At 61.4% G+C, this 15,213-nt stretch carries 7 protein-coding genes and 1 pseudogene; 3 read left to right on the forward strand and 5 right to left on the reverse strand.

The genetic code is table 11. The annotated features are described in order from the left end of the window. Window positions 1-214 precede the first annotated feature (214 nt). The gene (locus tag AC245Y_RS21865) at window positions 215-4,990 is read left to right on the forward strand and encodes an NAD-glutamate dehydrogenase (RefSeq protein WP_017995571.1); all 4,776 of its coding nucleotides are present in this window, start codon (window positions 215-217) and stop codon (window positions 4,988-4,990) included. Window positions 4,991-5,017: 27 nt separating this feature from the next. Next, a complete protein-coding gene (locus AC245Y_RS21870; RefSeq protein WP_017995572.1) occupies window positions 5,018-6,406 on the forward strand; it encodes an MFS transporter in 1,389 nt (462 codons plus the stop codon). Window positions 6,407-6,458: 52 nt separating this feature from the next. Here the strand turns inward: AC245Y_RS21870 and purH are convergent, their stop codons facing one another. From purH to htpX, 4 genes are all read right to left on the reverse strand, one after another. Next, window positions 6,459-8,075 (reverse strand): bifunctional phosphoribosylaminoimidazolecarboxamide formyltransferase/IMP cyclohydrolase, encoded by a 1,617-nt coding sequence (gene purH, locus AC245Y_RS21875; protein ID WP_017995573.1) that lies wholly within the window; start codon window positions 8,073-8,075, stop codon window positions 6,459-6,461. A 204-nt stretch (window positions 8,076-8,279) separates the two neighbouring features. Then, window positions 8,280-9,953: a heparinase II/III family protein gene (locus AC245Y_RS21880; protein ID WP_026157520.1), complete on the reverse strand. Its 1,674-nt coding sequence runs from the start codon at window positions 9,951-9,953 to the stop codon at window positions 8,280-8,282. Window positions 9,954-10,170: 217 nt separating this feature from the next. Continuing rightward, window positions 10,171-11,559: an RsmB/NOP family class I SAM-dependent RNA methyltransferase gene (locus tag AC245Y_RS21885; RefSeq protein ID WP_017995575.1), complete on the reverse strand. Its 1,389-nt coding sequence runs from the start codon at window positions 11,557-11,559 to the stop codon at window positions 10,171-10,173. Continuing rightward, entirely contained in the window at window positions 11,550-12,512 is a 963-nt protein-coding gene (gene htpX / locus AC245Y_RS21890) for a zinc metalloprotease HtpX (RefSeq protein WP_012759524.1), read from the reverse strand. The genes AC245Y_RS21885 and htpX overlap by 10 nt, the downstream gene beginning before the upstream one ends. Window positions 12,513-12,622: 110 nt before the next feature. On the opposite strand from htpX, the gene AC245Y_RS21895 reads away from it, so the two are divergent. Then, a complete protein-coding gene (locus AC245Y_RS21895) occupies window positions 12,623-12,847 on the forward strand; it encodes a DUF1674 domain-containing protein (RefSeq protein ID WP_012759525.1) in 225 nt (74 codons plus the stop codon). 247 nt (window positions 12,848-13,094) lie between these two features. Here the strand turns inward: AC245Y_RS21895 and acs are convergent. Beyond that, a pseudogene (acs, locus tag AC245Y_RS21900) lies at window positions 13,095-15,051 on the reverse strand (acetate--CoA ligase). Window positions 15,052-15,213 lie beyond the last annotated feature (162 nt).

Below are 15,213 nucleotides of genomic sequence, written 5' to 3' on the forward strand. Positions count from 1 at the left end.
CATTCTTCATGCGAGCATGGAAATGTGCGGCAGAACGAAAAGAACCACAGACGGGCTTCCCTTTCGAATGGCGACGAGAGCGGAAAATCTCTAAAAATCTCTCGTTTCAAGCATCAAAAATCACCAAAACATCTCTTCGGACCGCTCTTTTAGAGATTTTTTCGAGGAATCTTCTGCTAGCTTGCGAAAAATCAGACATTGAGGGAGGCGATCCATGGCTGCCAGAAACAATCCGAAACGGGAAAAGCAGGTCGAAAGCGCGCGCAAGATCGCCAAAGCGACGGGTGAGGCGCATCTCGATCCGGAAATTCTCTTCGGCCGGGCAAGCAATGACGATCTCGAGCTCTACACGCCGGAAATGCTGGCACTCTCCGCCGTGCATTCGGCAAAGGAACTCGACGCCTGGAACGGCAAGGCGCCTCGCGTCAGCATCGACACCATTGCCGATGTAACGCCCGGTGGCATCGCGGTTTCGGTGCTTTCAGTCACCGACCAGAACATGCCTTTTCTGTTTGAATCGGTCATGGGCGAAGTCACGAGCACCTATCGCGACCTGTTCATGGCCGTGCATCCCATCCTGATCATGGAAAAGGGCAAGGCGCCGGCGCACTATTCCGCCGATCACCCAAGCGATCCGGTCAACCGCGTCAGCCATATCCAGCTTCATGTCGCGCCGCTCAATTCCGCCCAGGCCGCCGATCTCGTGAAACGTATCGAAAAAGTCCTCGAACAGGTCCGCCTGTCGGTTTCCGACTGGAAGCCGATGCTTTCCAAGATCGACGGAGTGATTGCAGAGCTTGCGGCCAATGGCGCCAGCCGGAAGAAGGCCGATCGCGACGAAGCCGTCGCTTTCCTGACCTGGCTGCGCGATGAGAATTTCACGTTCCTCGGCATGCGTGAATACGTCTATTCCGGCAAGGGGACCGATGCCAGGGTCGAACGCGACAAGGGTGCTGGCCTCGGCATCCTCTCCAATCCCGATGTTCTGGTGCTGCGCACCGGCAAGGACGCCGTGACGACGACACCTGAAATCCTTGCCTTCCTCGACGGCCCGGACTTCCTGATCGTCACCAAGGCGAACGTGAAATCGATCGTCCATCGCCGGGCCTATATGGATTATGTCGGCGTCAAGCGCTTCGACGCGGAGGGCAACGTCACCGGCGAACTGCGCATCGTCGGCCTTTTCACCTCGACCGCCTATACCTCGCTCGCCTCGGAAATCCCGCTGCTGCGCTCCAAGATCGAGAAGGTGAAAGAACATTTCGGCTTCGACCCGATGAGCCATTCCGGCCGCATGCTCGACAACACGCTGGAATCCTATCCGCGCGACGACCTTTTCCAGATCGACACGACGCTGCTTGCAAGTTTCGCCGAACAGATCAACGACTTGGCCGATCGGCCGCGCGTCCGCGTCCTGCCGCGCATCGACCATTTCGACCGCTTCGTCTCGGTGATCATCTACGTGCCGCGCGAGGAGTATGACTCGATCGTCCGCGAACGGATCGGCACCTATCTGAAGACTGTCTATGACGGCCGTGTCTCGGCCTATTATCCGGCTTTCCCGGAAGGCGGCGTGGCGCGCGTGCATTTCATCATCGGCCGCTCGGGCGGCAAGACGCCACGCATTCCGCAGGCAAAGCTCGAGCAGGTGATCCGCGAAATCACCGCCCGCTGGGACGACCGTTTCGAGGCGCTGGCAGGCGCCAAGGCGCCGAAGATATCCGTCGACCAAGCCTTCCAGGATTCCTTCACTCCGGAGGAAACCGTGGCTGACCTCGCCGATATCGGTGCCTGCGCCGCCGGCGAACCACTGCGCATCCAGTTCTACCATCGGCAGGAAGAACAGGGCCGCACCCTTTCCTTGAAGATCTTCCACGCCGGCGGTCAGCTGGCGCTGTCGCGCCGCGTGCCGCTTCTCGAGAATCTCGGCTTCAACGTCGTCAGTGAACGCACTTTCGACATCGGGGTGCCGGCCGCCGATGGAGAAAAGAAACTCGTCGTGCTGCACGACATGGAGCTCGAGGCCCGCAATGGCGGTGAGATCGATCTGCAGCGTTACGGCGCCGCCCTCGAGGAAGGCTTCGTCGCCGCCTTCGCCGGCACGATCGACAATGACAGCTTCAACCGGCTGATCCTTTCGGCCGGGCTCTCGGCGCGCGAGACGAACGTGCTGCGCGCCTACGCGCGTTATCTCCGCCAGGCCGGCATCGCCTATTCGCAGGATTATATCGCGACGACGCTCGACAAATATCCCGGTGTCGCCGCCACTATCTTTCGTCTCTTCCATGACACGCTCGACACCAGGCTTTCGGAGAAGATCCGCGTCAAGAAGCTTGCCGAACTGCACCAGGCGATCGAGGCCGAGCTTGCCGACGTGCCGAGCCTCGACGACGACCGTATCCTGCGCCGCTACGTCAACATCGTCGATGCGACGCTGCGCACCAATTATTTCCAGAAGAACCCGGATGGTTTGCCGAAAGCGATGCTGGCCTTCAAGCTTGATCCGCATCTGGTCGACGGGCTGCCGCAGCCGAAACCCTTCCGCGAGATGTTCGTCTATGGCGTCGAGGTGGAAGGCGTGCACCTGCGCTTCGGCAAGGTGGCGCGCGGTGGCCTGCGCTGGTCGGATCGCGCCGAGGATTACCGCACTGAGGTGCTCGGCCTCGTCAAGGCGCAGCAGGTCAAGAACGCGGTCATCGTGCCGGTCGGCGCCAAGGGTGGCTTCTATCCGAAGAAGCTCCCCATCGGCGGCAGCCGCGACGAGATCTTCAATGCCGGCCGCGAGGCCTACAAGACCTATATCCGCACGCTGCTTTCGATCACCGACAATATAGTAGGCGCCGATATCGTGCCGCCGAAGGATACGGTCAGGCTCGACGGTGACGATCCCTATTTCGTTGTCGCCGCCGACAAGGGCACCGCGACCTTCTCCGATACCGCCAATGCACTGGCGCAGGAAGCTGGCTTCTGGCTGGACGACGCCTTTGCCTCCGGCGGCTCAGCCGGTTACGACCACAAGAAGATGGGCATCACCGCCCGCGGCGCCTGGGAAACCGCAAAACGCCATTTCCGCGAGATGGACATCGACATCCAGACGACGCCTTTCACCGTCGCCGGCGTCGGCGACATGTCGGGCGACGTCTTCGGCAACGGCATGCTGCTCTCTGCGAAGATCCGACTCATTGCCGCCTTCGATCACCGCGACATCATCATCGATCCCGACCCCGATATGGAAAAGACGCTGGCTGAGCGCCAGCGGCTCTTCGACCTGCCGCGTTCAAGCTGGCAGGATTTCGACAAGAGCGTACTGTCGAAGGGTGCAATGATCATTTCGCGCGCAGCGAAATCGGTGACGCTGACGCCGGAAGCGGTTGCCGCTATCGGCATCGACAAGGCCGTGGCCACGCCCTTCGAGATCATGACGGCGATCCTGAAGAGCCCGGTCGACCTGCTCTGGTTCGGCGGCATCGGCACCTATGTGAAAGCGCCGTCGGAAACCGATGCCGAAGTCGGCGACCGCGCCAACGACCCGATTCGCGTCGCGGCGACAGAGGTGCGCGCCAAGGTGATCGGCGAGGGCGCAAACCTCGGTGTTACTCAGAAAGGCCGAATCGCCTACGGTCTGAAAGGTGGGCGCTGCAACTCCGACGCCATCGACAACTCGGCCGGCGTCAACACCTCGGACGTCGAGGTCAACATCAAGATCGCGTTGGCAGCCGCCATGCATGACGGGCGCCTGACACGCGCAAAACGCGACCAGCTTCTTTCTTCGATGACCGGCGAAGTGGCGACCTTGGTGCTGCGCAACAACTACCTGCAGTCGCTGGCGATCTCACTGACAGAACGCAAGGGCACAGCAAACGGTCTGCAGCTTGGCCGCTTCATGACTGTGCTTGAGGGCGCCGGCCAGCTGAACCGCAAAGTCGAGACGCTGCCGGACGACCAGACCCTGGCCGAACGCTATACAGCCGGCAAGCCGCTGACGCGGCCGGAAATCGGCGTGCTGGTATCCTATGCCAAGATCGTACTCTTCGACGCGCTGGCCGCAAGCGATCTGCCGGACGATCCCTACTTCATCGCCACGCTTTTGAATTATTTCCCTGTGAAGATGCAGAAGTCGAATGCCGGCGATATCACCAGCCACCGCCTGAAGCGCGAAATCGTCGCGACCGTGCTTGCCAACGAAGCGATCAACCGTGGCGGACCAAGCTTCACCGTCGCCATGATGGACGCGACGGCAGCTTCGGCACCGGAAGTGGTGCGCGCCGCAATCGTTGCCCGCGACGGTTTCGACCTGCCCCGCCTCTGGGCCGAGACGGACGCCCTGGACGGCAAGATAGCAGGCGAGATGCAGAACCGCATCTACGAGGAGATCGGCCACAGCTTTGTCGTGCTGACGCGCCTGCTGCTGAAGACGGGCATGACCAAGGCCGATATGGCGGAAGTGATTAGCCGGCTGCAGGCGGCCCTGAAGAAGCTGAAAACCGCCTTCGCCGGACAGGTGGCCGGCGAGGTCGCCGTGCGCCAGGCGGAGTACAGCCAGGCGGGCCTGCCCGAAAAACTTGCGGCCGAGATCGCCAGCCTCCCGATCTTCGCACTGGTGCCGGAGATCATGCAGATCGCAGAACGCACTGGTGAACCGCTGGTGCGCGCCGCCGAGAACTACATCGCCGTGTCGCAGACCTTCCGTATCGGCAGGCTGCTGGCGGCGGGCGGGCGGATCCTCACCTCAGACCATTACGAGAATCTGGCGCTTGCCCGCAGCATCGACCAAATCGCCAGCGCAAGGCGCGACATCGTCATCTCGGCCCTTTCCGATCACGGCAAGGAGAAGCTTCCCGTTCAAGCCTGGCATGCGCAGGATCGCATCCGCATCAACCGCATCCTCGAGGAGCTTTCAAGCCTCAGCGACGGCGGCGATCCCAATCTCGCGCGTATTACCGTTGCTGCAGGTATCCTGACCGATCTTGCGCGCGACCGGGCGAGGTGAGACAGTCCGCGTCAAAACAAGGAGCGGATGTTGAATCGCATTGACTGGACAGGAACGCAACCGCCGAAGGCCACGGAGAAGGGCATCTGGGGGTGGATGTTCTTCGACTGGGCAGCACAGCCCTTCTTTACCGTGGTCACAACCTTTATATTCGGCCCCTATTTCGTTTCCCGCCTGACCGATGACCCGGTTTCCGCGCAGACGACGTGGAGCAACATGGCGACGATCTCCTCTGTGATCATCGCCCTGCTCTCACCCGTTCTCGGTTCGATCGCCGACCAGTCCGGCGCACGCAAACCTTGGATCGGCTTCTTCGCGATCATCAAGATCGCCAGCCTCTCCTGCCTGTGGTTTGCCGCACCCGGTTCGCCTATTGTCTATCCCGTCATTTTCATGATCCTCGCCTCGATCTCGGCCGAGTTTTCGATCGTCTTCAATGATTCGATGATGCCGCGCCTGGTCAGCAAGCACGAAGTCGGCAAGCTTTCCAACACCGCCTGGGGGCTCGGTTACCTCGGCGGCATCATTGTGCTCATTGCCGTCGTGACGCTTTTGGCGGCGAGCCCCGAGACCGGCAAGACCATCCTCGGTCTCGATCCGCTATTCGGCCTCGATCCTGAGACCGGTCAGGATGCACGCATCACCGGGCCGATCTCGGCCGTCTGGTATCTGATCTTCATCCTGCCGATGTTCTTCTTTACGCCGGATGTCGGCAGGGGTCTTCCCTTCGGCACCGCCGTCCGCTCCGGCTTGCGGGAACTCAGAAACACGCTTGGCGAACTCAGAGAACGCCGCGGCATCCTGACATTCCTCATCGCCCGCATGATTTATCAGGACGGCGTCAACGGCCTGCTGATCCTTGGCGGTATCTTCGCGGCCGGCATGTTCGGCTGGGCGACGATCGAGATCGGTATCTACGGCATCATCCTGAATGTTGTCGCGATCTTCGGCTGCCTGATCGCCGGCCGCGTCGACAAGAGCGTCGGTTCGAAGGTGACCGTCGTCATCAGCCTCACCATGCTGCTTCTCGCCACCATCGGCATCATCTCGACAGGACCGGGTTACACCCTATTCGGACTGATGCCACTGCCGACGGCCGATTCCGGCGGCCTTTTCGGTACTGCCGCGGAAAAGGCCTATATCCTCTATGGTTTGCTGATCGGGCTCGCCTTCGGGCCGGTGCAGGCCTCGTCGCGCTCCTATCTCGCCCGCAGCGTCAGCCCGGAGGAAGCCGGCCGCTACTTCGGCATCTACGCGCTTTCGGGCCGCGCCACCAGTTTCATGGCGACGCTGCTCTTCTCTCTGGTGACTTATATGAGCGGATCACCGCGGCTCGGGATGGCAACGCTGATCCTCTTTCTTGCCGGCGGACTGGTGCTCTTGTTCCGTACACCCTATCCGGCCGCCCGGGCATAGGAACGAGCCCGATCAAACCGGAGATGAGCGTGTGACCGCGCCCAATCCTCATTCAGTGCCGGAAATGGCGCATGCCGGTAAAGACCATTGCGACGCCGTGTTCGTTAGCGGCATCGATGACCTCCTGGTCGCGCATCGAACCGCCCGGCTGGATAACCGCCGTCGCCCCCGCGGCGATCATCGACAGAAGACCGTCGGCAAAAGGCAAGAAGGCCTCGGAGGCGACCGCCGAGCCGTGCGTCATCGGCACTGCGAGGCCGAGCGCCTTGGCAGCCTCTTCGGCCTTCAGCGCGGCGATACGGGCGGAATCGACCCGGCTCATCTGGCCGGCGCCGATGCCGGCCGTCTGGCCGTCCTTGGCATAGACCACGGCGTTCGACTTCACATGTTTGCCGACCTTGAAGGCAAACTTCATATCTTCCAGTTCCTGCGCCGTCGGCGCGCGCCTGGTGACGACCTTGAGTTCCAGATCCTCGACCATGCCGTTGTCGCGGCTCTGGACGAGCAGGCCGCCGGAAACGGTCTTTGCCGTCAGGCCCGCGGCACGCGGATCGGGAAGGCCGCCGGCAGACAACAGCCGCAGGTTCGGTTTGCGGGCGACGATCGCCTTTGCCTCCTCCGTGACATCCGGCGCGATGATCACTTCGGTGAAGAGCTTGACGATCTCTTCGGCCGTTTCGGCATCCAGCGTCTGGTTCAGCGCGATGATGCCGCCGAAGGCGGAAACGGAATCGCAGGCGAGCGCCCGCCGATAGGCCTCGACCAGGCTCGATCCGGTGGCGACACCGCAGGGATTGGCGTGCTTGATGATGGCGCAGGCCGGCGCCTTCTCCGGCAGGAACTCGGCGACGAGTTCGTAGGCGGCATCCGTATCGTTGATGTTGTTGTAGGAGAGCTGCTTACCCTGGAGAAGAGCGGCCGTCGAAACACCCGGACGCTTCTCGCCGGTCACGTAGAAGGCAGCCTTCTGGTGCGGGTTTTCGCCGTAGCGCATCTCTTCCTTCAGCGCGCCGCCGATGACCCGGTGGCGCGGCGTGTCGATCGACAGCGCCTCAGCAAACCAGTTGGAGATCATTGCATCATAGGCGGCGGTGCGGGCATAGGCCTTGGCAGCCATACGCTGGCGGAAGGTATAGGCAGTGTTGCCGTCATCTGCGGAAAGCTGCTCCAGCAGCTCGGCATAATCGGCCGGATCGGTCAGTGTCGTGACATAGGCATGGTTCTTGGCCGATGCGCGGATCATCGCCGGACCGCCGATGTCGATATTCTCGACCGTCGTCGGATAGTCGCCGCCGGCGGCGCGCACCTCTTCAAAGGGATAGAGGTTGATGACGGCGAGGTCGATGCCCTCGATGCCGTGTTGTTTCATCGCTTCCTGGTGTTCGCTGTCGTCACGGATCGCCAGCAGGCCGCCATGCACCGTCGGATGCAACGTCTTCACACGCCCGTCCATGATCTCCGGAAAACCGGTGATTTCGGAGACATCGGTGACGGCAAGACCGGCCGCAGCGATCGCTTTATAGGTGCCGCCGGTCGAGAGCAGGCGCACACCTCTGGCAGACAAGGCGTGGGCGAGGTCGACGATCCCGGTCTTGTCGAAGACGGAGATGAGCGCGGTCTTGATTTCGACCTTGTCGGGGGCGGGGATCTTCTTGGAAATGACGGCCATGAAACCTTCTCCGTTCGGGCTTCGGGAGGACATCCGCAAGGGATGTTCGCATGCTGGCGTCGCGTTAGCACAGGTTTGCCGCCGCGCAAACAGGCCTCAGAGCAGATGTCGAAAGCACGAGCCTTTTTTGGACGGCATCGTACTCTACTCCCTTGATGTGGATGCGATCCCATTCTCGGGCCACTCGCCCAAAACCATTCGCCTTTAGGTTTTGCGGGACAAAAACCAGCGGATTTCCGTCTTCTCGGCAAGATCGAAATCGATCTCGATCTGGTCCGAACCGCAGATGCCGGAGCTGTCGGCAAAAAAGATGTCCTCGGCGATCAGCACTTCATTGCCAGGGGCGGAAAACAGCCAGCTTTCGCCATCAGGCGCCGTCAGCAGCACGGACTCGCCATCACTCTGATGCAGGACGATCGAAGGATGGATATGAAAACGGGCGACCGCCTTCAACGGTTCGTCATGCTCATATCCTTCGCGGACGACAAGCCGGTCGCGGCCGGTCACGATCGAGCCTGCGGCATTGAGTGTCAGCTCACGCTCGTGCAGCACCCCGAACACCCTGAGATAACCGTCATGGCTGAGCTTGATGCCGTCGCGTCCGTCCTCGGTTTCGGCACGCTCGACGGTGATTGTCCTCACCGGTTCGGTGATTGCGTGGTTAAGGAAGGGCGAGGGCGAAAAACGGCTGGACGAGGTGTCGTTGAGGATGACGGTCGAATGCGCCGCCGTCGTGCGCGCCATCTGGACATAACGGTGCCCGGCAAATTTCGGCGAACCGGAATTGACGATGAATCGATGGCGTCCGGACGACATCTCGAAGGAGAGGCTGCCGGCATGGACGGTCCGAAGCGCGCCTCCAGAAGGCGGCGTGCCGGTATCGGCAATGATCACCGTCTTTCCCCCGGAAAGCCGCTGATAGCGCGAATGCGGCAAAGCCTTGAACGGCTGGCCGGCGGTCTCGTCATACCGCAGCACCGACATCAGCTCGTTTGCGAGCGTCGAGGTCGCCCCGTTGAAGAGCGCCAGGTCCCCGTCCTGATGGCGAAAGAACCGCAATGCCGGATAGATGCGGTCTATGCCGGAGATCAGCTTCTGCGGCAGGTCATGGCCGAGATTGACATAGGTCTGCCGGAGCGGCAGCAGATCGAGCAGCAATTCCAGCCCGACGCGCGGATTGCGCGACACATGGCCGCCATCCGGCAGAATCTGGCTATCGAATTCGCGGTCGAGCGCCTGCGCCGCCCTTCTGAGCGTAGAGGCGCGGGTCGGCATGGCGACGGAAGCCATGGCGAGCGCGATACGCAACCGAAACAGCTCCAAGCCGCCGAGGGTAAACGGCGCCATGCGGCGCAGGAACCTCACCTGGAACGCCAGCGACTTCATGAAACGGCGATAGAAGCCGCGGTCGGCGTTCTGCAGCACCACCGGCGAATGCGACAGCCAGGCGATAACGCGTTGGGCGGTGACGTCGGTCTCCCAGGCAATCCCCTCCATGCGACCGGCATGGATGGAAAGCCAGCTGTCGACGATCGCGCGGGCGGCAGCCGAGTTGCGCTCCGTCTTGTTCGCGCGCATATGCCGCAGCCAGCCGAAGCTGTGAAGACGGGTCGCAAAGGGTCGTGAGGGCAGGGTGAAGGTGAAGGGCGACTTTCCGTTCGTTTCCAGCATGCGCCCGGCCAGGAGAAACCGTCCGTTGAGGATTTCGTCGGCCACATGCGGATCGATGCTACGGAGATCGGTCGGCGCCACGATCAGACGCTCGGGCACCTTGATCGAATGGCGAAAGAGCTTCAGGCGCAGCAACGCGACGCGGCGCAAGGCGCGCCGCCAAGCCTCCCGAACATACATGCTCGCAAAACGCCGACCGGACTGCATATTCTATTGTCTATTGACCCTCGTGGTTAAGAATAGGTGAAAAGCGGCCGATTTCATCGCCCGCAATGAATTAATTCGTGACAAGGTTCGAATATACGCAAATTAGCGTGTTTTACCTGAAATCATGCGGGGCTTTTTGGAGAGAACGGCATGCGTGATACGAGGCTATGCAGCACCTCGTATAGGCCAGATCGCCGCGAGCGCTAAAACCTTGCAATCAGGCCACGCGCCGCAGCACAGCCGCATAGAAGCCGTCGAGGCCGGAGGCAATGCCTTCGGGCATTTTCAGCATAGTGGGAAGCGTGCGGAATTCGCCGAGCGGCGTGATCGCCGCCTCAAGGCCGGGCCAGTCACTGGCGCCGATCGGAACGCGCTCGACCGCATCCGTATCGGAAAGAACGCGGGCGACGACGTCCTCACCCTCGACAGGATCGAGCGAACAATTCGAAAAAACCAGTGTACCACCCGGCGTCAGCAATGTCAGCGCATGACGCAGCAGCCGTTCCTGCAGCGCCGCCAGCCTGGCGATATCCTCAGGTCCCTTGGTCCACAACACGTCAGGGTGCCGGCGTGTCGTGCCGGTGGAAGAGCAGGGAGCATCGAGCAGGATCGCATCGAAACGTTCCGCCGGCTCGAATGTCGTCAGATCTGCCGCAATCGTCTCCGCCTTGAGGCCGAGCCGGTCGAGATTCGAGCGCAGCCGTCTCAGCCGGCTTTCCGACTGGTCGAGTGCGGTGACTGCGCCGCCGGCAAGGATGAGCTGCGCCGTCTTGCCGCCGGGCGCAGCACAGAGATCGGCGGTACGTTTGCCCAAGAGATCGCCAAAAAGCTTCGCCGGTATGCTTGCCGCCGCATCCTGCACCCACCACGCGCCCTCATCGAAGCCTTCGACCGAAGGAATGCTGCCGTCGAAGGCGGCGAGCCGCACACTGCCCGTGGGCAGGACGACACCATTCAGCCGCTTCGCCCAATCTTCAGGGTCGGACTTGACGGTCAGATCGATTGCCGCCGGTTCGAGCTGGGATTCCGAAATCGCCAGCGCCGCGTCCCGGCCATAGGCCTTTTCCAGCCTGGCGATGAACCAGGCCGGCATCGGCGCGACCTTGCCGATTTGATCAAGCACCTGCTCCTTCTCGCGGCCGAGCCGGCGGAGTATGGCATTGACCAGCTTGGCGAAACGGCGGTTGCGTGGATCCAGATTGGCCTGCTCGACGGCAAGATCGACAGCCGAATGATCCGGCACGTCGAGATAGAGGATCTGCGCCGCCCCGATTGCGAGCACGTGATGCAGCGCCCTTGCGCCCTCCGGCAGCGGCGAATCCAGCAGCCCTGCAATCGCGGCATCGATGCGCGGCAGGTGGCGCAGCGTCGTGTTCAGGATGGCGCGAACGAGCGCCCTGTCGCTTTCGCCGAGCGCCCTATAGGCCGGATTGCCGTGTTCATGATCGAGAGCGCCATCGAGCGGCAGCTTGCGGTCGACGACGGCAGCAAGAATTTTTGCCGCCGCGGCCCGGGCCTGCAGGCCAGGCTTATCAGGCGCAGGTCGCTCAGTAGAGGGCTTATGCTTGCGGAATGGCTTCTTCGTGCCGTTTGAATTCAAGACCACGGACCTTTTGGCGGTTGCGAACCACCGCGACCAAGACCCGTATCCGGAACAGAGCGCGATTTGCGCGACGGATTAGCAGCACGAGCCGGCGACGTCGAGACATTCATGCCGCTTTGCGCCATGTCGTGCAGCGCAGCGATGCGGTTTTCCGTGTTCGGATGTGTGGAAAACAGATTGTCCATGCGCTCGCCGGAGAGCGGATTGATGATGAACATATGCGCCGTTGCCGGATTGCGCTCGGCGTCTTCGTTCGGCACGTGGGCAGCGCCGCGCGCGATCTTGCCGAGCGCCGAAGCGAGCCAGAGCGGATTGCCGCAGATCTCGGCGCCGCGGCGGTCGGCCGAATATTCGCGCGTGCGGCTGATCGCCATCTGCACCAGCATGGCGGCAAGCGGCGCCACGATCATCGCGACGATGACGCCGACGAAGCCAAGGGGATTGCTGTTGTTCTCACGGTTGCCGCCGAAGAAGAAGGCGAAGTTGCCGAGCATAGAGATCGCACCGGCAAGCGTTGCCGTAATCGTCATCGTCAGCGTGTCGCGGTTCTGAATGTGGGCCAGTTCATGCGCCATCACGCCTGCGACCTCCTCGGCAGACAAGGCGCTGAGCAGGCCGGTCGAGGCAGCGACGGCGGCATTGTCGGGATTGCGGCCGGTGGCGAAGGCATTCGGCTGAGGGCTGTCGTAGAGATAGACCTTCGGCATCGGCAGGCCGGCATTGCGGGCGAGATCGCGCACGATCCGGAAGAATTCCGGCGCGTTGCGCTCGTCGACCTCCTGCGCGCGATAGGCCGAAAGCACCATGCGGTCGGAATTCCAGTAGGAGAAGAAATTCATGCCGGCGGCAATGACGAATGCGATCATCATGCCGGCCCGGCCGCCGATCAGGAAGCCGACAAACATGAAAAGCGCCGTCATGAAGGCAAGCAACATGGCAGTGCGAACGAGGTTCATGGCGGATCTCCATCTCCGATTTCGGCGTCACAAGCTTTCAATCCCGACACCGGCGCATTATGATTTGGTTATTCACCAGCCATTTTCAATATTTCCGGCAGGAGACGGCCATGCAGGACGCCGATAACGACAATAGCGAAACGCCGATGGCCGAGGGAACGGAGCCGCCGCGCAAGATGCTGTCCCCGGCTGCCAGACGCGCCCTTGCCGAAGCCGAGGAGCGGCGACAGAAGCAGAAGCCGCTGGAGCTGCCGCCGGAGATCGGCGGCCGCGGCGGAGCCGAGCCGGCGCGCTTCGGCGACTACGAGATCAATGGCAGGGCGATTGATTTCTAAGCAATTTTCTCTGGTCGGAACCCGGATGTGCGCCATGCGCTGGAGGATATAACAGCCCGCTCGCCGAGAATCCGGCTAATGATCTTTTCTGGCGACAAATATTTGGCCGCATCCGGCGAATGTTACTCTGACAGACGGACGTGATCTTTCTCGTGGCTTCGACCGTGAACGGGGGCCGCAAGCCACGCATCAATGCGTAGAAGTGAAGTGAGCCGCCCTCGGACGCGGGCCGGAGCGGCTCGATAAATCAAGCGGTCGCCTTGTTCTGCCGGTTGGCGATCAGATCGTCGACGACTGCCGGATCGGCAAGCGTCGAAGTGTCGCCGAGAGCGCCGAAATCGTCTTCGGCAATCTTGCGCAGGATGCGGCGCATGATCTTGCCGGAGCGTGTCTTCGGCAGGCCGGGCGCAAACTGGATCTTGTCAGGCGCAGCAATCGGGCCGATTTCACCCCGCACATGTTTTACCAGTTCCTGGCGAAGCGTATCCGATCCCTCATGACCGGCCATCAGCGTCACGTAGCAATAGATGCCCTGGCCCTTGATCGGATGCGGATAACCGACGACCGCGGCTTCCGAAACCAGATTATGCGAGACGAGAGCGGATTCCACCTCCGCTGTACCGAGCCGGTGGCCGGAGACGTTCAGCACGTCGTCGACCCGGCCGGTGATCCAGTAATAACCGTCCGCATCGCGCCGGCAGCCATCGCCGGTGAAATACTTGCCCTTGTAGGTAGAAAAATAGGTCTGGATGAAGCGCTCGTGATCGCCATAGACCGTGCGCATCTGGCCCGGCCAGCTGTCGGTGATGCAAAGATTGCCATCGGCGGCGCCTTCAAGCACCTTGCCCTCATTGTCAACAAGCTGCGGCTTGACGCCGAAGAACGGCGTCGTCGCCGAGCCGGGCTTCAGGTCGGTGGCGCCGGGCAGCGGCGTGATCATGTGACCGCCGGTTTCCGTCTGCCACCACGTATCGATGACAGGGCATCGCTTGTCGCCGACGACATTGTAATACCACTCCCCAGGCCTCGGGATTGATCGGCTCGCCGACCGTGCCGAGCAGGCGCAGCGAAGAACGCGAGGAGCGCGTGACGAAGTCGTCGCCGGCACCCATCAACGAGCGGATCGCCGTCGGCGCCGTATAGAAGATGTTGACCTTGTGCTTGTCGATGACTTCCCAGAAACGACCCTGATCCGGGAAGTTCGGCACGCCCTCGAACATCAGCGTCGTTGCGCAGTTCGCAAGCGGCCCGTAGACGATATAGGAATGGCCGGTCACCCAGCCGACATCGGCTGTACACCAGTAAACGTCGCCGTGGTGATAATCGAAGACATACTCATGCGTCATCGCTGCATAGACGAGATAACCCCCCGTCGTGTGCAGCACGCCCTTTGGCTTGCCGGTCGAGCCGGACGTATAAAGAATGAAGAGCGGATCTTCCGCCTTCATCTTCACCGGCGGGCATTCCGCCTTCACGGTGGCGATCTCCTGGTGATGCCAGAGATCGCGACCCGGCGCCCAGCCGGTCTTGCCACCGGTGCGGCGAACGACCAGAACCTTCTCCACGATCACGTGCTGGCGTGCCGCAATGTCAATTGCGGTATCGGTATTGTTCTTCAACGGCACCGGCTTGCCACCGCGCAGGCCTTCGTCGCAGGTGATGACGAAGGTGGATTCGCAGTCGACGATGCGCCCGGCCAGCGCCTCGGGCGAGAAACCGCCGAAGACGACCGAATGCACCGCGCCGATGCGGGCGCAGGCGAGCATCGCATAAGCCGCTTCCGGGATCATCGGCATATAGATGGTGACGCGATCGCCCTTCTTGACGCCGTGCTTCTTCAACACATTCGCCATCCGGCAGACATGCTCGTAGAGTTCGTTATAGGTGACCTTCTTGTCGATATAGGGGTTGTCGCCTTCCCAAATGATCGCCACTTGGTCGCCATTCGTTTTCAAATGACGGTCGATGCAGTTGTAGGAGACGTTTGTCTGACCGTCCTCGAACCACTTGATCGAAACCTTGCCGGTAAAGGATGTGTTCTTGACCTTGGTATAGGGCTTGAACCAGTCGATCCGCTTGCCGTGCTTGCCCCAGAACTTGTCCGGGTTCTCGACGCTTTCCTCGTACCATTTCAGGTACTTTTCCTTATCGATCAGGGCGCGCGCCTTCACCGGCTTCGTGACCGGATAGATCTTCTCCGACATGCAACTCCTCCTCATGGGACATGCGACGGGCCGCGTGAGCTAGGAAGGGCCCGGACTTGAAATCACGGCAATTCATAGCAGTTCGCATCGCCACGGCAATTAGACAAAGGTCATTTCATTTCGGAAGAATTGCAATTCTGCGACAGTGCGGTTATATAGCGC

Source organism: Rhizobium sp. SRDI943 (assembly GCF_057653695.1).